Origin of the sequence: Cognaticolwellia mytili, assembly GCF_002104475.1 — a bacterium.
Taxonomy (GTDB): Bacteria; Pseudomonadota; Gammaproteobacteria; order Enterobacterales; family Alteromonadaceae; genus Cognaticolwellia; species Cognaticolwellia mytili.
Map to the genome: position 1 here is coordinate 641,823 of NZ_NBOF01000003.1, position 22,516 is coordinate 664,338.

At 38.9% G+C, this 22,516-nt stretch carries 23 protein-coding genes; 18 read left to right on the plus strand and 5 right to left on the minus strand.

Annotated elements, in window-relative coordinates; translation table 11 throughout:
• The first annotated feature begins 80 nt into the window (after window positions 1-80).
• From B7C41_RS12410 to B7C41_RS12450, 9 genes are all read left to right on the plus strand, one after another.
• On the plus strand, window positions 81-1,121 hold the full coding sequence (locus B7C41_RS12410; protein ID WP_085299220.1) for a DcaP family trimeric outer membrane transporter: 1,041 nt from the start codon (window positions 81-83) through the stop codon (window positions 1,119-1,121).
• A gap of 134 nt (window positions 1,122-1,255) precedes the next feature.
• Entirely contained in the window at window positions 1,256-2,059 is an 804-nt protein-coding gene (locus B7C41_RS12415) for an ABC transporter ATP-binding protein (protein ID WP_085299221.1), read from the plus strand.
• Window positions 2,059-4,032, plus strand: a complete 1,974-nt coding sequence (locus tag B7C41_RS12420) for a long-chain fatty acid--CoA ligase (protein WP_085299222.1) — start codon at window positions 2,059-2,061, stop codon at window positions 4,030-4,032. Before B7C41_RS12415 ends, B7C41_RS12420 begins: the two co-directional genes overlap by 1 nt.
• On the plus strand, window positions 4,029-4,922 hold the full coding sequence (locus B7C41_RS12425; RefSeq protein ID WP_085299223.1) for a branched-chain amino acid ABC transporter permease: 894 nt from the start codon (window positions 4,029-4,031) through the stop codon (window positions 4,920-4,922). Before B7C41_RS12420 ends, B7C41_RS12425 begins: the two co-directional genes overlap by 4 nt.
• An 89-nt stretch (window positions 4,923-5,011) precedes the next feature.
• A complete protein-coding gene (locus B7C41_RS12430) occupies window positions 5,012-6,085 on the plus strand; it encodes a branched-chain amino acid ABC transporter permease (protein WP_085299224.1) in 1,074 nt (357 codons plus the stop codon).
• Window positions 6,086-6,185: 100 nt separating this feature from the next.
• Window positions 6,186-7,433 (plus strand): ABC transporter substrate-binding protein, encoded by a 1,248-nt coding sequence (locus B7C41_RS12435; RefSeq protein WP_085299225.1) that lies wholly within the window; start codon window positions 6,186-6,188, stop codon window positions 7,431-7,433.
• 158 nt (window positions 7,434-7,591) lie between these two features.
• Window positions 7,592-8,413 carry an ABC transporter ATP-binding protein gene (locus B7C41_RS12440; RefSeq protein ID WP_085299226.1) on the plus strand — a complete coding sequence of 274 codons (822 nt, stop codon included), beginning with the start codon at window positions 7,592-7,594 and terminating at the stop codon, window positions 8,411-8,413.
• A 69-nt stretch (window positions 8,414-8,482) separates the two neighbouring features.
• A complete protein-coding gene (locus B7C41_RS12445) occupies window positions 8,483-9,730 on the plus strand; it encodes a phenylacetate--CoA ligase family protein (protein ID WP_085299227.1) in 1,248 nt (415 codons plus the stop codon).
• A 54-nt stretch (window positions 9,731-9,784) separates the two neighbouring features.
• Entirely contained in the window at window positions 9,785-10,288 is a 504-nt protein-coding gene (locus tag B7C41_RS12450) for a PaaI family thioesterase (protein ID WP_085299228.1), read from the plus strand.
• A gap of 79 nt (window positions 10,289-10,367) precedes the next feature.
• Here B7C41_RS12450 and ygjK read toward each other — a convergent pair whose 3' ends face one another.
• Window positions 10,368-12,899 carry an alpha-glucosidase gene (gene ygjK / locus B7C41_RS12455; RefSeq protein ID WP_211279518.1) on the minus strand — a complete coding sequence of 844 codons (2,532 nt, stop codon included), beginning with the start codon at window positions 12,897-12,899 and terminating at the stop codon, window positions 10,368-10,370.
• Between the two features lie 185 nt (window positions 12,900-13,084).
• Here ygjK and B7C41_RS12460 point away from each other — a divergent pair, with 185 nt between their 5' ends.
• Window positions 13,085-13,834 (plus strand): DUF3667 domain-containing protein, encoded by a 750-nt coding sequence (locus B7C41_RS12460; protein WP_085299229.1) that lies wholly within the window; start codon window positions 13,085-13,087, stop codon window positions 13,832-13,834.
• Between the two features lie 145 nt (window positions 13,835-13,979).
• The gene (locus B7C41_RS12465) at window positions 13,980-16,166 is read left to right on the plus strand and encodes an OsmC domain/YcaO domain-containing protein (protein WP_085299230.1); all 2,187 of its coding nucleotides are present in this window, start codon (window positions 13,980-13,982) and stop codon (window positions 16,164-16,166) included.
• Between the two features lie 149 nt (window positions 16,167-16,315).
• Here B7C41_RS12465 and B7C41_RS12470 read toward each other — a convergent pair whose 3' ends face one another.
• Complete coding sequence (locus B7C41_RS12470; RefSeq protein ID WP_085299231.1) at window positions 16,316-16,885, minus strand: phage integrase N-terminal SAM-like domain-containing protein; 570 nt, start codon at window positions 16,883-16,885, stop codon at window positions 16,316-16,318.
• 193 nt (window positions 16,886-17,078) lie between these two features.
• Between B7C41_RS12470 and B7C41_RS12475 the strand changes: the two genes are divergently transcribed.
• The 7 genes from B7C41_RS12475 to B7C41_RS12505 all read left to right on the plus strand — a co-directional run bounded on the left by B7C41_RS12475 (window position 17,079) and on the right by B7C41_RS12505 (window position 20,839).
• Window positions 17,079-17,411: a hypothetical protein gene (locus tag B7C41_RS12475; RefSeq protein WP_085299232.1), complete on the plus strand. Its 333-nt coding sequence runs from the start codon at window positions 17,079-17,081 to the stop codon at window positions 17,409-17,411.
• Window positions 17,412-17,543: 132 nt separating this feature from the next.
• On the plus strand, window positions 17,544-18,335 hold the full coding sequence (locus B7C41_RS12480) for an FRG domain-containing protein (RefSeq protein WP_085299233.1): 792 nt from the start codon (window positions 17,544-17,546) through the stop codon (window positions 18,333-18,335).
• 113 nt (window positions 18,336-18,448) lie between these two features.
• The gene (locus tag B7C41_RS12485) at window positions 18,449-18,694 is read left to right on the plus strand and encodes a hypothetical protein (protein ID WP_085299234.1); all 246 of its coding nucleotides are present in this window, start codon (window positions 18,449-18,451) and stop codon (window positions 18,692-18,694) included.
• A 118-nt stretch (window positions 18,695-18,812) separates the two neighbouring features.
• Window positions 18,813-19,226 (plus strand): hypothetical protein, encoded by a 414-nt coding sequence (locus B7C41_RS12490; RefSeq protein ID WP_085299235.1) that lies wholly within the window; start codon window positions 18,813-18,815, stop codon window positions 19,224-19,226.
• A gap of 107 nt (window positions 19,227-19,333) precedes the next feature.
• Entirely contained in the window at window positions 19,334-19,666 is a 333-nt protein-coding gene (locus B7C41_RS12495) for a DUF6966 domain-containing protein (protein WP_085299236.1), read from the plus strand.
• A gap of 127 nt (window positions 19,667-19,793) precedes the next feature.
• Complete coding sequence (locus B7C41_RS12500; protein ID WP_085299237.1) at window positions 19,794-20,183, plus strand: hypothetical protein; 390 nt, start codon at window positions 19,794-19,796, stop codon at window positions 20,181-20,183.
• A gap of 125 nt (window positions 20,184-20,308) precedes the next feature.
• Complete coding sequence (locus B7C41_RS12505) at window positions 20,309-20,839, plus strand: DUF998 domain-containing protein (protein WP_235839701.1); 531 nt, start codon at window positions 20,309-20,311, stop codon at window positions 20,837-20,839.
• A 106-nt stretch (window positions 20,840-20,945) separates the two neighbouring features.
• Here B7C41_RS12505 and B7C41_RS12510 read toward each other — a convergent pair whose 3' ends face one another.
• From B7C41_RS12510 to B7C41_RS12520, 3 genes are read right to left on the minus strand one after another with little or no spacing between them, the layout of a single operon-like run.
• Window positions 20,946-21,263, minus strand: a complete 318-nt coding sequence (locus tag B7C41_RS12510) for a hypothetical protein (protein ID WP_085299238.1) — start codon at window positions 21,261-21,263, stop codon at window positions 20,946-20,948.
• A gap of 3 nt (window positions 21,264-21,266) precedes the next feature.
• A complete protein-coding gene (locus B7C41_RS12515) occupies window positions 21,267-21,710 on the minus strand; it encodes a hypothetical protein (RefSeq protein WP_085299239.1) in 444 nt (147 codons plus the stop codon).
• An 11-nt stretch (window positions 21,711-21,721) separates the two neighbouring features.
• On the minus strand, window positions 21,722-22,516 hold the full coding sequence (locus B7C41_RS12520; protein ID WP_085299240.1) for a hypothetical protein: 795 nt from the start codon (window positions 22,514-22,516) through the stop codon (window positions 21,722-21,724).

Here is a 22,516-nt window from a genome sequence, read left to right on the forward strand (position 1 = left end):
GTGCTAAGTCTTATTGCCAATTGTTGATTTTTTCGACTGCCCTAGTATTGATCAAACAAAATACACAGGGAAATAGCTAGATGTTCAATTCAAATTATAAAAAAGTACTTTTTGCATCTTCGTTAATGGCAGCGACTACTTCAGCGTTTGCTGGCTACGAAATAAACTTAACTGATAACGATAAATTAACTTTTGGTGGCTACATAAAAGTTGATGCTCGCTATGTTGATGGTGACGTGGCTTACCGAGACTTTTGGATTGGTGATGGTACAGCGCTCTCCGATAGTGCTTCACAATTTAAGATTTATGCTAATGAAACACGTTTTAATACTAAGTATGTTCATGGGGATGTAACTGGCTTTATCGAAATGGACTTTTGGGGAGGGGGGGGGAATGAAGTTGTTTCCAACTCAGCACATCCTCGTATTCGCCATGCTTTTGTAAAATATAAAGACTTAACTGTTGGTCAAACCTGGTCAACCTTTATGAATACTAGTGCCATTCCAGAATCTGCTGACTTTGCGGGTGCAACAACGGGTTTGGTATTTATTCGTCAAGGACAAATTCGTTATAACCTTGGTAACTTTCAAGTTGCACTGGAAAACCCTGAAAGTTGGGGTGGAGACACGTCTAATGACAACGTACCTGATGTGATTGCTCGTTATAATTTTAAAGGCGATTGGGGGAGTGTTTCTGTCTCTGGCCTTGCCCGTCAATTAAATACCAAGCTTGGCAATAGTGAATCTGCGTTCGGTGCTTCGGTTGCCGGACGTATTAAAACTAGTGGTAAGGATGATATTCGCTTTCAAATTCATAAAGGTGAATTAGGCCGTTATGTCGGTGTTGGTGCTGTTAAAGATCTTTACGGTGAAGAAGCAGAAGATTTAACCTCGGTATTGGTATCTTATCGCCATTTTTGGAACGAGACATTACGCTCAACTGTGCTGTACGGAAGAGTTGAGGGCGATGTATCTGACCGTAAACGCACGCAATGGGGCGTTAACGTCTTTCAAGATCTCACAAAAGAGTTAGCAGTAGGTATTGAAGTGGGTAACTTTTCAATGGACGAATTAGATAAAGACTCTAACTACGTGCAAGCAACCATGCGATACATGCTGTAAATCTTTTACCTTTTAATGTTTGAAGCTTTCGTAACTTTCCCAATCGTTGTTACGTTTTGAGAGGGGCTTGTCCCCTCTTTTTTTTCTAAGTTTCAATTTTCAGATTTTTTCCATTTTAATTTAGGAGGTTGAGTATGACTGCGTCGATACTCAATATTGAGCAAATATCACTGGCTTTTGGTGGCGTTAAAGCGTTAACCGATGTCAGCTTTTCAGTTAAGCAAGGTTCCGTTTTTTCTATTATCGGCCCAAACGGCGCAGGAAAAACCTCGATGCTTAATTGTATTTCAGGCCGTTACCGCCCTAATAGCGGAAAAATAATTTTTGATGGTAAAGATGTTACTCATTTACGCCCAAATGATCGTGCTGACCTTGGTATGGGGCGCACATTTCAAAACTTAGCATTGTTTGCCCATATGTCAGTATTAGATAACATTATGGTTGGCAGACACCATTTATTAAAGAATAACTGGTTAACTGGGCCTTTATATTGGGCATCTGGCGCGCAAAAGGAAGAACTAGCCCATCGAAGAAAAGTTGAAGAGGTTATCGACTTTCTAGAAATTTCCCATATTCGAAAATCAATTGCAGGCACCTTGTCATACGGTTTACGTAAGCGTGTTGAATTAGCGCGTGCAATGGCCTTAAACCCTAAACTCATTTTACTTGATGAACCTATGGCAGGCATGAACCTTGAAGAAAAAGAGGACATGGCTAGATACATACTCGACCTAAATGAAGAGTTCGGCATTACCGTGGTGATGATTGAGCACGATATGGGCGTAGTGATGGACATCTCTCATGAAGTGATGGTGCTTGATTTCGGCAAAAAGCTTATTTCTGGCTTGCCTGAAGAAGTGATGGCAGATCCTTATGTCAAACGTGCTTATTTAGGGCTTGAAGAAGAAGCTGATGTGAAATTGGAGGAGGTGAGCTAATGTCATCAATTAATCAACACCAGAACGACTTTGAAATGGGCGAGTTAGATACTTTTCCCAAAATTTTGCAGCACAATGCAGAACATTGGCCTAATGATGTTGCCATGCGAGAAAAAGAGTTTGGCATTTGGAATGAATTTACTTGGACAGATTATAACGACCGAGTGAAGTGGTTATCGCTAGCGCTATTAGATATGGGCGTAAGCCAAGGTGATGCGATTGCTTTATTGGGTGATAACCGTCCTGAGTGGGTGTGGGGAGAAGTTGCAGCCCACGCAATGCGCTGTTATTCCATAGGAATTTACCAAGACTCTATGCACGAAGAAGTGGTGTACTTGCTTGATAGTAGCGGCGCTACGGTGGTTATCGCTGAAAATGAAGAGCAATGCGATAAGCTACTAGAACTTGGTGATGATATTCCACAAGTGAAGTTCATTGTTTATTGCGACCCTAGAGGTATGCGTAAATATAGTGATGCGCGCTTGGTTGATGTTAACGTACTTTATAAGCTAGGCCAAGAAATTGAAAAGGCCAATCCCAAGCAATATCAACAGCTACTTTCTGCCACCACGCCTGATGATATCTCTATTTACTGTACAACCTCAGGCACTACATCTAAACCAAAAATTGCACTACTTAATGGCGGCAATTTTGTTAAGCATTGCAGTTCATACCTTCGAGCGGATCCTCGTAATGCTGGTGATAATTATGTTTCTGTTTTGCCATTGCCGTGGATCATGGAGCAGGTTTATGCCGTAGGGCAAGCGCTGATTGCCCGCCAAATAGTTAACTTTGTTGAAGAGCAAGAAACCTTAATGTCAGACCTACGTGAAATAGGACCAAGTTTTGTCTTATTAGCACCAAGAGTCTGGGAAGGTATTCTGGCTGATGTACAGGCCAGAATGATGGATTCGACACCATTAAAAAGAAAACTTTTTAACTATGCAATGAAGCTGGCAGAAACGAGTCAAGCACAAGGTAAAAAGTCTTGGTTGGCTGATGTACTGCTGATGAAAGCACTACGTGATCGCTTAGGTTTTTCATTTCTAAAATCGGCGGCAACAGGTGGTGCAGCAATGGGGCCAGATACCTTTAAATTCTTTCAAACGATTGGTGTGCCTTTACGTCAACTTTATGGCCAAACTGAAATGTGTGGCGCTTATACCATTCATCAAGAAGATGATGTTGATTACGACAGTGTTGGTGTCGCTTTTGATAATGCGCAAGTGAAAGTGATTAATACTGACGAAGCTGGCGTTGGCGAAATCATCTCGAAAACCGTCGGTATGTTTACTGGCTATTTGAATAATCAACAAGCCTATGACGAAGATGTTGTTGATGGTTGGATGCAAACCGGTGACGCCGGTTACTTTAAACCTTCGGGTCACTTAGTGGTGATTGATAGAATCAAGGATCTTGCTTGTACTAGTAATGGTGCGCAGTACTCGCCGCAATACATTGAGAACAAATTGAAGTTCTCTTCATTTATCGGTGAAGCGGTCATTCTAGGTAAAGATAAACCTTACTTGTCAGCCATTATCTGCATTCGCTTTAGTATTGTGGCGAAATGGGCTGAACAAAATGGCTATTCATTTACTAACTATACCAACCTATCTACCTTGCCTGAGGTTTATCAAAAGCTTAGTGAAGAAATATCACGGGTAAATGAGTCACTTCCTGAGGCACAAAAAATTCATAAATTCTTATTACTTTATAAAGAGCTTGATGCCGATGATGGTGAGCTAACCCGCACCCGTAAGGTTCGTCGTGGTGTTATTGCTGAAAAGTACGGTGACATTATCTCTGCAATCTATGACGACAAAGATGTTGTTGATATTGACACAACAGTGGTTTTTCAAGATGGCACAAAAACGCGAATTCAAACTCAGCTTAATGTTAAGACGCTACTGCCTGGTACACCACCGAGCATTGGCATTATTGAGCAACAGAATATTGAACGGAGAGTATCATGAACTTTGAATTACTAACTCAGTTGATCGTCAACGGCTTAATTGTTGGTTTGCTTTACGGCGTTGTGGGGATGTGTTTTGTCTTGGTTTATAAATCAACACAAATAGTTAACTTTGCCCAAGGTGAATTCTTATTAATAGGTGCCTGGATTTGTTGGGCACTACTGATTTACTTAGAGCTGCCCTTTATTGTCGGGTTTCTACTGACTATGGTCTTTATGGCAGTGTTTGGCATTTTGCTGCAAATGATTGTTCTACGCCCAATGATTGGCGAGCCTATTATCTCAGTCATCATGGTGACTATTGGCTTATCGATATTTTTTCAAGCATTGATGAAGTGGATATTTGGCGTTTCAGCGCAAAGTTTTCCGAAAGTGTTCGAAACCGAAAGCATTCAAATACTAGGTTTAAATATCGAAGTTGCTTACTTAATGAGTACTGTAATTGCACTGATTATTATGGTGGCATTTTATCTATTCTTCAAACATTCGAAATACGGTTTAGCCATGCGTGCTACCGCTTTTGACCAGCAAATAGCGCAAAGCTTGGGTATTTCAGTAAAACAAGTTTTTGCTATGAGTTGGGGCATTGCTGCAACAGTTTCAGCAACAGCTGGTGTGGTTATCGCTATGGTTAGTGGCGTTTCAAATTCGCTATCAATGATGGGTATAAAAGTTTTTCCTGCCGTCATTTTAGGAGGATTAGACTCCATTGTAGGTGCGATTGTTGGTGGCTTGATTATTGGGGTGCTTGAAAATGTTGCTGAGTTCTTCGATAGCCAATATTTGCATATCGGTAACATGTACGATATTGCACCATTTTACGTCTTACTGATCATTCTTTGGTTTAAGCCCTACGGTTTATTTGGCACTAAAGATATCGAACGCATTTAGCACTTTCGCCAAATTCATTATCACAAGCGCTATCTAGTATTTGATAGCGCAGATTTATAGCGAAAAATACAAGTTTTTAGGAGTTTATTATGTCGAGTTTAACGATGCGTCCGTGCGGTGATTTTCGTACTAGCTATAAGCAAGATAACACTATTTTTGAAACCAAGACAATTAAGAATATAGCCATTATTACTATTGCCTTGCTATGTAGCGCACCATATTTGGTTGACGCATATTACCTGACTTTATTTATCCAAATATCATATTTAGGTATAGCAGCCTTAGGTTTAAATATCTTAGTCGGTTATACCGGACAAATATCGCTAGGGCATGGGGCATTTTTTGGTTTTGGTGCGTTTGCATCGGCATGGATGAACATATCTTTTGGGATTCCTGTCGTGTTTTGTATTCCGCTGGCAGGATTTTTAACCATGGGTGTCGGTATGGTGTTTGGTTTACCCGCATCGCGTATCAAAGGGTTGTACTTAGCCATTGCGACACTGGCGGCGCAATTTATTTTAGAAGATTTTTTTGCTAGAGCAGATTGGTTTTCAGGTGGTTCAGCGGGATCGTCAGCAGATCCTATTAACTTATTTGGTTTTGCTTTTGATACCGACGAAAGCTTTTTTTACATAGCCTTGTTTGCCCTCGTATTTATGTATATTTGGGGCTGCAACTTAATGCGTAGCCGTGAAGGCCGTGCGTTTATCGCTGTACGTGATCATTACCTTTCCGCTGAAATTATGGGCATTAAACTAAACAAGTATCGTTTGCTATCGTTTGGTGTTTCATCATTTTATGCCGGTATTGGTGGTGCTTTATATGCTCATTACTTGGGTTACGTCTCAGCTGAAGGATTCACACTTTTCATGTCAATTCAGTTTCTCGCCATGATCATTATCGGCGGCTTGGGATCAATTAAAGGCACCTTGATGGGCGTGGTGTTTATGGTGTTTTTGCCTGAAGCACTCGAAGGTGGCGTTGGCCTAATGAAAATGACCGAGTGGGGCAACATTCCTATGGTAGTTGACGGCTTAGCTTATATAAAAGAAATGGCGATAGGCTTAGTGATTATTTTATTCCTTATTTTTGAACCTGAAGGGATGGCGCATCGTTGGGGGCAAATTAAAAACTATTGGAAGTTCTACCCGTTTTCATATTAGTCAAGTAACGAAACAATATGTATCAAAATAATAATTAGCAAAAAAATTAATACAACAAGTCATTGGCAATATAGCCATTTAAAAGAAGAAGGAAATAGTCATGCAACATAAAGCAAAATTAAGTTCTCTATTCGTATGCTGTGCTTTGGGGATGAGCAGCCAAGTAATCGCAGAAGATTCTGTATTTGTTGGCCATTTGGCCGACATGTCAGGCCCAACTGCATTTGTGGGTAAAAATTACGCTGATGGAGTTCGAGACTCTTTAGCTTACATTAATGCCAATGGCGGCATTAATGGCACAAAACTAGAGTATGAAACAATTGACTATGCCTACAAAGTACCACAAGCGATAGCGTCGTATAAAAAGTGGCATTCACGCAAAAAAATGGTCGCAATGCAGGGGTGGGGAACAGCAGATACAGAAGCATTAATATCCTTTGTCGCTCGCGATAAAACGCCAGTATTTTCAGCTTCATACTCAGGACATTTAACCGACCCCACAGGTAAAAATCCCCATACTAAAAAACCTGCGCCTTACAATTTCTTTTACGGTGCGTCTTATTCAGATTCGTGCCGAGGTTTAGTGCAGTGGGCAGCAAAAGACTGGCAGGATAAAGGCAATAAAGGTAAGCCTAAATTTACCCATATTGGTGCTAATCATCCTTTTCCAAATGCACCTAAAGCGGCTTGTGCTGAATATGCGACTGAACTTGGCTTTGATGTTCAGCCACCTGTGGTTATTTCCATGAAACCCGGTGACTTTAAAGCACAATGTTTAAGTTTGAAAAGTTCAGGTTCAAATTATGGCTATATCGGTAACTTAGGTGGTTCAGTGTTATCACTAGTGAAGTCATGTAACACCGTCGGCACTGACATTCAGTTTATGTCGAATATTTGGGGTGGTGATAAGAAAATATTCAGCGCTGCAGGTGAGGGGATTAAAGACTATGTATTCCCTACCATGACACCGTTTTGGACAGATCAAGTACCAGGGATGAAACTGGTGCGCGAAATATCTAAGCAGTCAGACAAGTCAGGAAAAGAGCAACGTGTTCATCATTATATTCGCGGTGTTTGTTCAACTTTCTTCATGAAAGAAGCAATGGAATGGGCAAAAGACAACGGTGGTATTACCGGTGAAAATATCAAAAAAGGTATGTATGCCCGTAATAATTGGGTACCGGAAGGTCTTGAAGGTGTTTGTTTAGCGGCAAACTGGAGCAATGAAGATCATCGTGGCATTAACCAAGTGAATATTTACAAAGGTAACTATAACGGTGGCGATATTGCGGTAGAAAAAGTTTCGCAAGTAACCCTTGACCGTCGTGATGACTGGTTAGGTTATTAGTTTTATTTTTCAGGAATATTATGTTGTTGAGGAAAATAATAACTTTGCTCAACAACTACTTCTCAATATGAACTTAATTAGCATGAATTTAACAGCATGAATTTAACAGCATGAATTTAACAGCATGAATTCATCAGTAAAATTATTACGGAGTATGTATGTCACAAGCGGCTACAAAACTACAACCAGCATCACCAATATTAACAGTGAACAATATCGAAGTCGTATACGATGAAGTTATACAAGTACTTCGAGGCGTTAGCTTAGACGTTCCTGAAGGTGATGTGGTTACACTTCTTGGACCTAATGGAGCTGGAAAATCGACCACCTTAAAAGCTATATCAGGATTGTTGAAAACTGAGAATGGTGAGGTTACCAAAGGTGATATTACTTTTATGGGCGAGCGTATCGACAGTAAAAATGCTGAAGATGTAGTGCGAAGCGGCTTATTTCAGGTTATGGAAGGGCGTCGTATTGTCGAAGATATGACCTCACTAGAAAACCTTAAGTTGGGGGCTTTTACTCGTAAAGATTCACAAATAAATCAAGATATAGAAATGGTATATCACTATTTTCCTCGTTTAAAAGAACGTACAGGACTCGCGGGATATTTGTCAGGTGGTGAACAACAAATGTTAGCCATTGGCCGTGCATTAATGGCACGCCCCAAAATGATTTGTCTTGATGAACCGTCAATGGGCTTATCACCATTACTGGTAAAGGAAGTGTTTGGCATAATTAAAAAAATTAATGTCGACCAAGGGATCACCATGCTGCTGGTTGAGCAAAATGCTAACTATGCATTAAGGGCGGCTAATTATGGTTACATAATGGAGTCAGGGAAAATTGTTTTAGATGGTACCCAGGAACAATTGATGAGTAATGAAGACGTTAAAGAGTTTTATTTAGGTGGTGGCAATGAAGAACGAAAAAGCTTTAAGGGCTTGAAGTCTTATAAACGTCGTAAGCGTTGGTTGTAATACAGCACTATCTAATCGTCGTCGTTAAAACTATTTTAAACCATATTTTTGTAACATTGTTGAGCCATTATGACTGATTTTTATCATCAAAAAGAAAATATATCGGCAGATGTTCGTGAACAAACTTTGTTTTCACGTTTGCCGAAGTTTGTTTCACTTGCCAAGCAGCAGTCTAGTTATTATCAAGCGTTATTAGCTGATATTAATGCAGACAATGTTGACTCTCGAGCGCAATTAGCAAAACTACCCATAACGCGAAAGTCAGACTTACTGCGCTTACAAAAGTTAAGGCCACCGCTAGCGGGGATAAATACTCAAAGTGGTAATGTAAGTCGAATTTTTCAATCGCCTGGGCCAATTTATGAGCTAGAGAATTGCCAGCAAGATTGGTGGCGTATGGGACAAGCTTTTTATGCTGCAGGCTTTAGAGCGGATGATTTGGTACAAAACTGTTTGTCGTATCATTTAACCCCCGGCGGCTTTATTCTTGATTCTGGTGCGCGTGCTTGTGGTTGTGTCGTTATTCCAGCGGGCCCAGGGCAAACAGAGCAACAACTTGAACTTATAAGTGATTTAAAACCACAAGGCTATTGCGGCACGCCATCTTTTCTGAGCATTTTACTTAATAAAGCGCAAGCACAAAACCGTGATATTAGCAGTATCAAAAAAGCGCTAGTAACAGGTGAAGCATTGCCAAAAGCATTACGAGCAGAATTTACAAATGCGGGTGTCGAAGTTTTACAAGCTTATGCAACGGCAGATATCGGCTTAATCGCTTATGAAAGTATTGCAGATGACGGCTTAATTATCGCTGAAGATCTCATTGTAGAAATTGTTCGCCCCGGCAGCTTAGAGCCTGTTACTGATGGTGAAGTCGGGGAGGTGGTAGTAACAAGCTTTAATCGTGATTACCCATTGATTCGTTTTGCTACGGGGGACTTGTCAGCGGTAAAGTTTGGCGCAAGCGCTTGCGGTAGAACTAATATACGTATTCAAGGCTGGTTAGGGCGTGCTGATCAAACTACAAAAATAAAAGGTATGTTTGTTCACCCTGAGCAAATAGAGCGAGTACGGTTAAGTGTCGAAGCCGTTGATAAAGCTCGTTTAATTGTTACGCAACAAAATCATCAAGATAAAATGCACTTGCAGTGTGAGTTTGATGAAAATAGCCCCATTCGTGAAAAAGAGCTATTGATCACTGCACTAACGGCAAACTTAAAGCAGTTTACTAAACTTAATGGCAGTGTTGAGCTTGTTAATATTGGCAGCTTAAAAGACGATGGAAAAGTTATTGATGATCAAAGAACTATTACCTAGAACACTCCCATAATGGCCAGTTGTAAAAAATGGATCATAGATAAGGAATTATTCATGAATAAGATTGCTTTTCAAGATTGTTACCCTGATGAACTTAGTCATTGCTACGGCTGTGGTAAAAACAATAGTGACGGCCATCAATTAAAAAGCTATTGGCATACTGAAAATGGTCAAATTAGTGAGCAAATTGCTGAAAATACCATTGCTCATTTTACGCCAAAACACTGCCATATTGCCATTCCTGGCTTTGTTTATGGAGGCTTAATTGCATCACTTATTGATTGTCATGGTACTGGTAGTGCGGCAGCAATGGCATATCGTCAAGCTCAAAGACCAATGGGCACCGAGCCTGCGCTGCGTTTTGTTACCGCAGCGTTAAACATTAGTTATTTAGCACCAACTCCTATGGGAAGGGAACTTGAATTAATTGGTGTTTTTAGTGAAGTTAAAGAAAAAAAAGTCGTTGTTGAAATTACCGTTTATGCAGGCGATATTATTTGCGCAAAAGGTACCGTTATTGCGGTAAAAATGCCCAGTTCTATGGTAAAAGAACATTAATTATTTCAAAGGAAACCTTGTAGTGAGCGAATTCATTTTAATAATATATTGAGGTAATGAATCGCTCTGATGTTTTTCGCTATAAGTTTTTATAAAGCATTAATAAATGCGCTGCGCTCCAGCTAAAGTTTGTTGCGCCTTGCATAGCTCCCGTTTCAGGGTTGTAGTTTTCACTAATAGTACTACTTTCTATTAAACCTTCTGCATTTAAATAAAGCTTATTGCTGAGTTGCTCGGCTTGTTTATCATATCCATAATTTTTTAAAGCAATGATGCCAAAGTAATGTTGGTCTAACCAAACTCGACCGCGCCAATATATATTCGCATCATAAGCTGGATTTGATTTGGCGGCGGTGCCTAACGGAATAGTGCTATTAAATTCTCTTTCATCAAGCATGGTATTTTTAACTTGCTCTGCTTTGCCTTTATCAGCAATACCGGCCCAAAGCGGGCTCCAACCTTCAGGGCCACGCCCTCGATATGTTAGTAAGTTGCCAGAGCAAGAATCTAGGTTAACATTTTTGTTTATCGGCATAGTTACGGCAATGGCTCTATCATAATAAAACCCCGATTCCTCATCATAAAAGCAGTGATTAATTCGTTTTGATAGCTGCTTTGAAGCGAGTTTGAATTGCTGAGCTTGCTTAGGCATGTTTAATAGGTTTGCCATTTGGCTAAGCAATGACTTTTCTTGAGCAAGGTAGGTATTTAGTTCTACTGACTCTTGGTTAATTGAAAAACCGAGCAATTCATTGGTTGTTGATCTATTTTCAAAAAAACGCACTTGCCAGTCAATACGAGCTTTTTGTAAGTTTCCTGCATAGGTAATATTGGCATAATTTTGTAATTGTTCAGCAGTGATAAAACCAAAGCGGGCAGCATTGTCCATGCCAGACTCCCAAGCACTGCCATGTTGAGCGCCAATATCAATTGCGTGATATTGGCCATCAGCTAACACGGTTTCATAGTTTCTTGTGCCACTACAATGTTGCCAGTTGTCTTCTGCCAACTGACATTTACTTAATACTTTTTGTAAACCATTGCCAAGCATTTGGTTTGCTACTTTGTACTGCACACTAAAGCGTATATTGCCCTTATCATCATTATGGTACCTATGCTTAGTGGCACCATATTCAATCAAACCATTTCTATTATGATCACGGTTGCGATACCACCATTGGTGGTAAGCTTTCAGCTTAGGGTACATTTCGGCAATAAAATCACGGTCATTTGTTGCTTGATAAACTTGCCATACTGCCCAGCTGGCAAGAGGTGGTTTGGTGTTTCTTTCATTCCAATTACCCCCATCGCCATCTCTAGCAGAGTCTTTATTATAGAAAATGGCATCGACAACCATGCCATGATCTTGTGGGCGTAAAGGATCGTCAGTTGCTATTTGATAATCAAACATTGCACGAATATTATCTTTCGCTAAGTTTGGATTTATTGCCGCCATTGCAACTGCATGCTTCCAACTGTCCCAAGCCCATGTGCCGTTGAACCAACGCGCGGTAACCGAAGGTGTAATACTGTCATGCAATAAACTGCCAGCAGCACTTCGCCAATTACCAATTAATGTTTCTAATGCTTTGACTGCAACCCGTTCTCGACGCTGTGTTTTTACCGATAAAGGCCGGTCATTATTTGATGATTTACTAAGGGTATTATTCAGATAACCTTGCCAACGACTTTGGCTTTCTTGGACTAAATTCTCAGAGTTTTCTATGGCTTTGCTAAGGTCACTTGCTGCAAGCTTTATTTCAGCATCATTATGGAAATAGCTTTGTATTGTGTATATTTTTTTAATTTTTTGGCTTGGAATGTCAATATTTGCGCTGCTTAGGTATTGATGTTTCTTTTGCATAACTTGCGTGTTGGTAGGAATAGATCGGCGAATATCATATTGTGAAGAATTACTGGTTAATATATGCCAAGGAGAGCGCTGTTTCGAAAACAATATGTTTATACCTTTATCGGTACTTTTTATATGGCGTTGCCAATTAGGTAAAGCTTGCGTGACGTTTTTTTTATCATCCCACTGCGACAATAATTTGCCCGACCACTGCAGTGCTAAATTAAGTTCGTCATTTGATTTATTGATTAACGTTGTGCGAATAACTGCACTACGATTTGAAATGAAATGCAATGATAGCTCAACAGTAAGTTTCTTGAACTCATAACGTTGTATTAATGCACCCGGCTGAGAATAAAGTTTTCGTTGGGCACTCTTCCAGCCAAACTCTTGAGCACTATGTCGATTTTTTATCGTTAATTGTTCTAAATTTTTTGCAATAAATAAACCGTATTCTTGCGCAATTACCATTGGCCCCGTAAAGCCGCCTAGGCTTTGCTCGCTCGCCGGAAGTAGAAACCCGTGCCAAGCACCTAAGTCAAAAAGCGGATTAAACTTTTGGTTTTTATAACCATCATAATCTTTGTGTTGTTGTGGTTCTCCCGTACGATCAATAAGGTTTTGAAAGTTCTTATTATTAATGTCTTTAAACGCTGAGACTGTTGTTAGGGAATTTGCTAACGAGCCAAAAGCGGCTAAAAAGCTAGTGATGATAACGAATATTAATGGCGTTAAATTTATCAATTTACCTACTTTCAAAATGCCCAGCTTATGATTTTTATTGTTTTGTTAACTTTAACTTTTTTATTGTATACTTTATACCTTGTTTTATAGGGCGGTTACTAAAAAGTTACTTCGGGATAAATAAATAACAATGACGTTACTTTGACAATAAGCGTATTAGTTATTATTGTGTTGAAAAAAATAGAGAAATTTTGAATTAAATGGAATTTAGTAATCAAACCGAATGCCTTAATTGCGGCCATACACTTAACACTGATTTTTGCGGTCATTGCGGGCAGGAAAAAGCACAGCGCATTACCTTTAAAAATTTATTGTTGCTCATTCAACGCGGTACTTTAGAGCTGCGTTCTCCGTTATTAAAAACGTTTATCGGCTTAACATTAAGGCCTGCGGTGACCTGTCGAGAATACCTTGATGGCAAACGTGTTAACTATTTCAACCCTGCGAAGTATGCTTTTTGGCTAGTTACTTTTTCTATGGTGCTAGCGTCATTTTTGAATGTAAATATGGTTGAAGCGAGCATGGAAAGCTTTACGTCGGGCGAACTCTACTCAGAGAACTTTGATGCGGTTAAAGGCATTTTGCAAAATAGTTTAGTGTATTTCTTTTTTATTACGGCGTTTTTAATGGCTGTAGCATCAAAACTAGCTTTTAGAAAAGCAAAATATAATATCTTTGAGCTTTATGTGGTGTATTTATTATTAAATGGCCATTTAACGGTTTTGTCTATAGCTTTACTCGCGTTTGGTCAATACAACAATCTTTACTGCCAAATCGGTTTATTAACTCTATCAGTTATATATCCAGCAATTGTTATTGCGCGCATATACCTGCCGCATAGGCCATTGGCTTATGTTAAGTCGTTTGCTGCAGCTATTTTAGGTTTCTTTTTCGCCAGTACCATGTTTGGTTTTGTTGGTGGCTTTACGGCGGGTTATTTAGGGTTGTAAAGCTATACTGCTTTCGATATGAGTTTGCTGTTCTGATTTTAATGGTTATTTCTTGAATTAATCCAAGACTATTGGTGCGAAAAACACGATAATTAGCAACATTGAATTATTTTGCCGTAGTGGCAGTTATACGTGGACCCCGTTAATGGAAATCAAAGTTAATTTTCTCGACAACTTAAAAGTTGAAGCTAAGTTTGACGACTTTACTGTCGTTGCCGACCAACCTATTCGCTATAAAGGTGATGGCTCTGCTCCTGGCCCATTTGATTACTTTCTAGCTTCTTCAGCTATGTGTGCCGCATACTTTGTTAAGGTATATTGTAACTCTCGCGATATTCCGACAGAAAACATTCGCTTATCACAAAATAATATTGTTGATCCTGAAAATCGCTATAACCAGATTTTTCAAATTCAAGTTGAATTACCAGAAAGCGTTTCTGAAAAAGACCGTTTAGGCATTATGCGTTCTATCGATCGTTGTACCGTGAAAAAGGTGGTGCAAACGGGCCCTGAGTTTAAAGTTGATATTGTTGAAAACTTAGAAGAAGACGCGCAAGCCATGTTAATGGGTCATACCGAAAGTGACGCTAGCACCTTTATTTTAGGTAAAGATTTACCACTAGAAGAAACCATTGCCAACATGACTGCGCTTTTGGCTGATCTTGGTATGAAAATCGAAATAGCTTCTTGGCGTAATATTGTGCCAAATGTTTGGTCACTGCATATTCGTGATGCAGCGTCACCTATGTGTTTTACCAACGGTAAAGGCGCAACCAAAGAAAGCGCATTATGTTCAGCATTAGGCGAGTTTATTGAGCGTTTAAATTGTAACTTTTTCTATAATGATCAATTTTTAGGACAAGAAATTGCCAATAGCGATTTTGTTCATTACCCAAGTGAAAAGTGGTTTAAGCTCAATGAAAATGACGAGCTACCAGTAGGTATTTTAGATGACTACTGTTTAGATATTTATAATCCAGACGATGAACTTTGCGGCTCTCATTTAATTGATACCAACTCAGGTATGGCTGAGCGCGGTATTTGTACTATTCCTTATACGCGCCATTCAGACGGTGAAACGGTTTACTTTCCGTCGAATCTCATTGAAAACTTATTCTTAAGTAACGGCATGAGTGCTGGTAATAATTTAGCTGAAGCGCAAGTGCAGTGTTTGTCTGAAATATTTGAGCGTGCGGTTAAACGTCAAATTATCGAACAAGAAATCGTACTGCCTGATGTACCGAAAAGCGTGTTAGAAAAATACCCGAGCATTTTAGCCGGTATTGAAGCGTTGGAAGAGCAAGGCTTCCCTGTAGTTGTTAAAGACGCATCATTAGGCGGTCAATTCCCTGTCATGTGTGTAACTTTGATGAACCCAAGAACTGGTGGTGTATTCGCTTCATTTGGTGCACACCCAAGTTTTGAAGTAGCGCTAGAACGCAGCTTAACTGAATTGTTACAAGGCCGCAGTTTTGAAGGCTTAAATGATGTTCCTCGTCCTACGTTTAATAGCATGGCGGTTACTGAGCCTGAAAACTTTGTTGAACATTTTATTGATTCAACAGGTGTAATTTCTTGGCGCTTCTTTAGTTCACAACATGACTTTGAGTTTGTTGAGTGGGACTTTTCTGGCACCAGTGAAGAAGAAAATACTGCCTTGTTCGCCATTATGGAAAGCTTAGGAAAAGAAGTTTATGTTGCTGTTTTTGATGAGCTAGGTGCTACCGCTTGTCGCATGTTAGTACCTGATTATTCAGAAGTTTACCCTGTAGAAGATTTAATTTGGGACAACACCAATAAGGCACTAAATTACCGTGCAGACATTCTAAATTTACATATTCTTGATGACGATGCTTTAGAAAGTTTAGTAACACGCTTAGAAGACAGCCAGTTAGATAACTACATTGATATTAGAACTTTAATTGGCATTGAATTTGATGAAAACACCGTTTGGGGCCAACTGACAATTCTTGAATTAAAAATTCTAATTTACTTAGCTTTAGGCGCATTAGAAGATGCCAATGAGTTAGTCGCTGAGTTTTTACAATTTAACGATAATACGGTAGCACGTGGCTTGTTCTACCAAGCGATGCAGGCAGTACTTGAAGTTGAGTTAGACGATGACATGGAGTTTGAACATTTTATCGAAAGCTTCAATAGAATGTTTGGTAAGGGAGTTATGGAAAATGTTGTTGGTTCAATTACAGGTGAAGTTAAGTTCCATGGTTTAACGAAAACCAGTATGAACCTTGAAGGCTTAGACAAACATCAGCGTTTAATTGAAAGCTATAAAAAGCTGCATCAAGCGCGTGCTGAAGCAAACTCTGAATAATAGTAAAATAAACTAAATAAAGGCTTATTTCTCTACTTGGGGAATAAGCCTTTTATTTTTTTAAGTGTGCTGCTGCCATTTACTCAATATCGGATAATTAAGCTACTTTGAAATGAGTTATTCGTTATTTTAATTGCTACAAACAGCTACTAAAATATCCTATAGCTCCTCCTTTTACCGTTCCAAACCTGAACAGAATGGTAATTAAAATCAATGTCTTGAACCCTAAGCCTTACGGTTTCCATCAGTCGTAGGCCGCTACCATACATTAACTGACAGAGTGATAGATGTTTTGTGTTAACAAAGCGAAATAACGTTTTAATTTCTATAGGTGTGAGTACGATGGACAGTTTAGGCTGTACTCGCGATTTATTAAAGTTCAGCTCTATGCTAAGTGGCTTATCCAAAATATGTTTATATAAATAACTTAATGAATTTAATGCTAAAGCTTGAGACTTAGGTGCTAGATTAAGGCTATTTGAAAGGTAGTTCAAAAAGCGTTCAACTTCACTATCGTGACAATTATTCGGGTGCTGTTTATCAATAAATATAATATAGGCTTTAATCCAATATAAGTATGACTCGATCGTTTTTTTAGCGTACCGCTTAGTCCACATATTTTCTTTAATATGTGACTGAAATTCAGATTTTCTCACTTTCTTTTTTATTTCTTTTGTTAACTGTTTATTTATACAGTTTGGCCGTATTCTCCTTTTCATTCGAGAAACCGAGAATTAGTCTCGCTTTCTCGAATGAAAAGGAGATTGAAATTAGATTAAGGTATTGAAGATAAAGCTAAATGTAAGTATATTAAAATGAAATTTTATATGTTTTTAGGACAGACACACTAAAAGAAAGCGTGATCTAATCCTACTAATAAGTTGTTAGGCATCAAGTATAAAAGGCTCACATTTGTTAATAAAATTAAGTCGATTGAAGCTAGAAGTAAGTTTACTTGTATTAAGCTTTTCTTGGGTACTTTTCAGCTATTTTTACTCTTTTGGGCAGGAACCGGACGCTTTTTTCGCAAGATCTGGTGCTGTAATGGTTTTGCTCGCTGTCATTGTGGAATTTAGACTGAATAATGAGTTATTTAAAGTCATGCAAAATAACTTTTATGGTAATTCTAGCAAGGTTAAATCAGTTCCATCGTTGCCGCCAAGACATAAAATAATTTCAAGGTTAGCTCACTTATTTGTAGTAGTAGGTACCTTTATTTGGGGCTATGGAGATATTATCTTCTAAATAATGCCTAACAAGGCAATCAAGTGGGACTGCTAAAGCTTGGCTCGGTTTCGCTTCGCTACACAAGTTTAGCCAAGCATTATCAGCCCCTTATTGGGGCGTTAGGCTAATAATCAAACTTTAGGATTTTACATGGATGGAAGAAAAAAGTGGCAAACAAAACCACTTAAGAAGGGAGTCAAAGAATTTGAACTGTCCCATTGGAAACATTTTTCTGATTTTATAAATACAGAAATGCTCGACTACACTTCATATGTGTATAGAGGCCACTCTTGTTGCGAATGGAAGTTAGAACCTACCTTAGATCGATATATACAAGATCCTGAATCAGATATGAGAGATATTCATCTTGAAAAGTTTCAATATGAAACACGTGGCCGAAGAGGAGCAAACCCTTCTAAAATTGATGAAGATAATGATTGGTGGGCTCTAGGGCAACATCATGGTTTGTTTACTCCCTTGTTAGATTGGACTGAATCTCCCTTTGTCGCTTTGTATTTTGCTGCTATTAATGCATCTTCAGAAAAAAGTAAATTTATTACGGTTTACGCTCTTGATCAGACATCTACCAATGAAAAAAATGAAGAAATTAAATCTGCTAGTAAAGTAGCTACGGTTAATGGTCATAGACCAACTGTTAAAATAGTTCGCCCTATGAGCGATGAGAATAATCGTTTAGTGAGCCAAAGAGGCTTGTTTACTCGTAGTCCAAACAATATGGATATAGAAAGCTGGGTTAAAAAATTCCCATCTAAATATAGTGAAGGTTATATGGAGCTAATAAAAATAAACATCCCAAAAAAAGATTTAGAATCATGTTTAAGACATTTAAATAGAATGAATATAAGCCATTCTACTTTATTTCCCGACTTATCTGGAGCTTCAAGTTTTTGTAATACACATTTAAAAATAGATTCGTATTAGCCTAACAAGCTAATAAATAAGGACAAAAAATAGTTGGCTGTTTTCGTTCCTCAACATTTTAGCCAACAATTTTTTGCCCATTATTAGGGCGTTATGTGTAAAAGGATTTCACAATGTCTGTAGGAATGAGTCTAGCAATGAAAGCTAAGCAGCCGAAGCAAAAACGCTGTGATAGATGTGAATTATATACACCGGAAGCAAGCGATAAATGTATTCATTGCTCTGCTTTAAATGAAGCACAATTGGCTCAATTAAAAGCGCAGAATCAAGAAACTCTCGAAGATAATTCTATCTTTGGTAAATACCTATTATTTGGTTCGGTAATTATAGGTTTACTATTGGTTCTTAGTTTTTTATAGTTGGCATATCAGCAGTTTACACATAACAAGTAATTAAACAGGGACTAAAAATAGCGGTCACTTTTTTCGCTCCGCTCAAGTTTAGCCCACTATTTTTAGCCCGTTAATTGGGCGTTATATGGCAGCGAATATGAAGCTAGCATTGTTCTCTCTTTTAATATTATTTAATTTTACTTCTCATGCTTGTAGTTGCATGCCCTTAACTGAGGATGATAAATATAATAATGCAAAAGAGATTATTCATGTTGTTATTCTTTCAACAGAGTATATTGAACCATCGGAAGGGATTTTTCGTGAAGTTAAAGTAAATTACCGGGTGTTAGAAAGCTTCAAAAAAAGTGACGTTGCACTAAATTATGTAACAACAGGTTCAGGTATGTGCTCTATTGGGTCGCAAGTTGGCCATGAATTTATTTTATATATTCCTGAAAGTAGAGTGGTAACAAAGTGCTCTGGGAGTCATTATTATATTTCAAATAGTGAAAGGACAGAAAAAGAATTAGCTGGTCTTCGCCTTAAAAAAGCCATATAACAAGCCACTCAAGCAGGACAAATAACAGTTGGCTTTGTTCGCTTCGCTCTCTATTATAGCCAACTATCATTTGCCTCTTAGTGGGGCGTTAGTTGCCTAGGGATAGCATGTACGAAAATAGTCGAGTCCAAATAACTGACATGATCACGTTATTGGAGGAAGAAAAATCAGATTGGTGGTTCAAACATTTTAAGCGAGCTCTATCTGCATTTGATTCTTGTGAATACTTAAACTGTGCCAACATTATAATGTCTGGTAGTGGTGGTATGGGCAGCTTAAATGATTTGGTATTAGGCCAAACTACTAACGCTAAAGGTGAGTTCTGTTGGAAACCTAATGCTGACAAATTAAATAAAGAATATATGCATTTGCTAGGCGAGCTTTATTCATTCTCTAAATCGGTACAAAAGGCAACTAACAAGCCAATCAAGCGGGACTAAAAACAGTTTGCTCGGTTTCGCTTCGCTACACATTTTAGCAAACAATTTTTAGCCCCTTATTGGGGCGTTAGTGCCTATTCATTCAGCTTTGGCTTTATCGATCAATAACATTAAAAAGGAAATAATAATGTATCCAGAAAAATTTACAGCGTCTACACAATACAATGATTGGAAAGGGACTTCAGCTGCTGATGATGCAGACGAAATTGGAATGAATGAGTGGCTCAAGAAAAAAGGACATAAATTAGATAACGAATTTTTAATTGGTGTAAAAGTCTTTGCGGGTGAAAACCACGGTGAGCATAAAGACCCAGTATCAGTTGAATTTCTTCTCGTAGAACTAGCCGGCTTTGATACAGTAGAAGAAAAATTTAAGAGTACGGCTGGGCCTGTTGAACTTAAAAGTGTTAGGGTCGATATGCCCATTATTGAGTTCTTAGGGTTATTTAAACGTTTTAGCATCGGTTTATCGAGAAGTGAAATGTTAAATGGGCGTGAATATATTCGTTCAAATTAAAACTACGGCACTAACAAGCGCTTCAAACGGAAAAAATACAGCTGGCTGTTTTCACTCCGTTCAACATTTTAGCCAGCTATATTTTTCCGCTTAAGCGGGCGTTAGTTTACAAAAGGATTTTGGTAGTGTTTGAAAGTATTGCGATCTATTCAGGGTTAATTGCAACAATCTGGATTTTCATCGGTGTTTATGTAGCAAGTAGATTTTATGCTGGTTACAGCCATTCTAAACAATTTTGTAGCGAGTTAGGTGCAACTGGTAGCCCAACTGAAAAATTGTCCCCTTTAATTAATAATTATCCTCTTGGTTTTCTATTTTGCTTTTTCGGTTGGTATCTGGCACAAATCTCAAATGTTTCAACTTTAGTGAATGTTGCTGGTTGGTTAGTTATATCTCATGGTGTTGGTACATGGGTCGCAGGTTACTTCCCAATGGACGCCGATCCATTTACTAAGAACCCAACTTTTAATTGTAAGGTGCATTCTTGGGCAGGTTTTATCATGTTGCTTTCATTAATTGTGGCACCAATATTAATTGCTATAAGTCCAACAACTGAAATTATTCCATTATATTTCCGTATTTTTTCACTGGTTTCTGTTGTCGCTGCTGTTTATTATCTTTTTGCAATGGCTAAAGCCGTAAAATCCCAAAGCTGATGCCGCGCGCGAAAACTTTATGCGAAAACTGCGAAAACTGCGAAAACTAAACATTTCGATTATTGAAAAAGGGTTTCAATAATCGAAATGTATTATAGCTTGTTGCTTATAAATCTCTGACTTTGATGCAGTAATGCCGAGTGATTGATGTATCCTCTGAGTCGATGATTAGCTTTACAGTTTGATAACCTATCTGACCCTCCTTAGCTTTGAACGATACAACGCCATCAAGTTCACTTACTGTTTCAACTTTAAGACCCCCTATATCAACACTTGTTAGTGTGTATGACTTAAGTGTCCGACCCTTAAGCCACTCCCTGATATCTATGCCGTAATACCTCTCATCAAAGATCGCACCTAATACTTGCTCAAAGACAGGATATGCGACACCTTGAACCTTTTGCCCATAATTTGGTGCTGACATACTTTATACCGCCGCAGGTGATGTAGCTGGCACAGAGAGGTTGAGTGATGTGATTTTTGACATTCCACCTTGAATATACTCAGGCAATGATACAAGCATGTGGGCATTAGCCACGCCACAAGTTCCTTGCATACAAACCTCATTATTAGCATCAACAAGTCGAAAGAACGCAGGAGCACCGTTAGCTATTGCGGCTATGTCTGCAAATGCATTAGCACTCAAGCTACCCGTAGTTGCTGAATCCTCAAAACCATCACTACCGTAACTTGATAAGTGCTCTGCCAGTAAGACCTGATCTGTTATACCTACATTTTCGTTTGCAGGTATCCCTGAGCCTAAGCTGAAAATAAGTGCTTTCACTGTCTGCGCTCCAACTTCAATGGAAGAAGCAGCCCCCACAACCATTCCGTTTCGTACTTTGTTTGATATGTGTAAAAGATTTGACATGATATAAATTCCTATTGAAGCGTTAGTGTTTGATTTGTGTCTTTTAATACAAGGTTTGTTAAATGCTCTCTTAATATGATGATGCAATTAAGTGTTAATTTAGGCGCGTCATAATGAATAACTGTATGCAAGCTAGGTAGCGTGAGTGTCGCGATGGCAATGTAAGCGGGCAATGAATAATCTACTGATGAAACCGACATTAAGCCTGGTAACGGCAACATGCCTGTGGCCAGAAAATCTAATCCAGTAAATGCAGCAGTCCCATCAACCACCAATGACGGCAAATCAACTGCTGAATTAGCACTATAAACTGGTAATGAATAATCTATTGTTCCGCTCGCCGTTAAACCTGGTAATGACAGCATGCCTGTGGCCAGAAAATCTAATCCAGTAAATGCAGCAGTCCCATCAACCACCAATGACGGCAAATCAACTGCTGAATTAGCACTATAAACTGGTAATGAATAATCTATTGTTCCGCTCGCCGTTAAACCTGGTAATGACAGCACACCTAAAGCCAGAAAATCTAATCCAGTAAATGCGGCAGTCCCATCAACCACCAATGACGGCAAATCAACTGCTGAATTAGCACTATAAACTGGTAATGAATAATCTATTGTTCCGCTCGCCGTTAAACCTGGTAATGACAGCACACCTAAAGCCGAGAAGTCTATTTCCGAAGATGTAGCGACACCAATAATACCGCCACTAGTCAATCTGGCTGTATTTCCAGTAGACAAAGAGCCTAAATCGACAATACCGAAACTCGTTAACCTGATGTTTGTTGGTGTTATAAATGTAGGCAT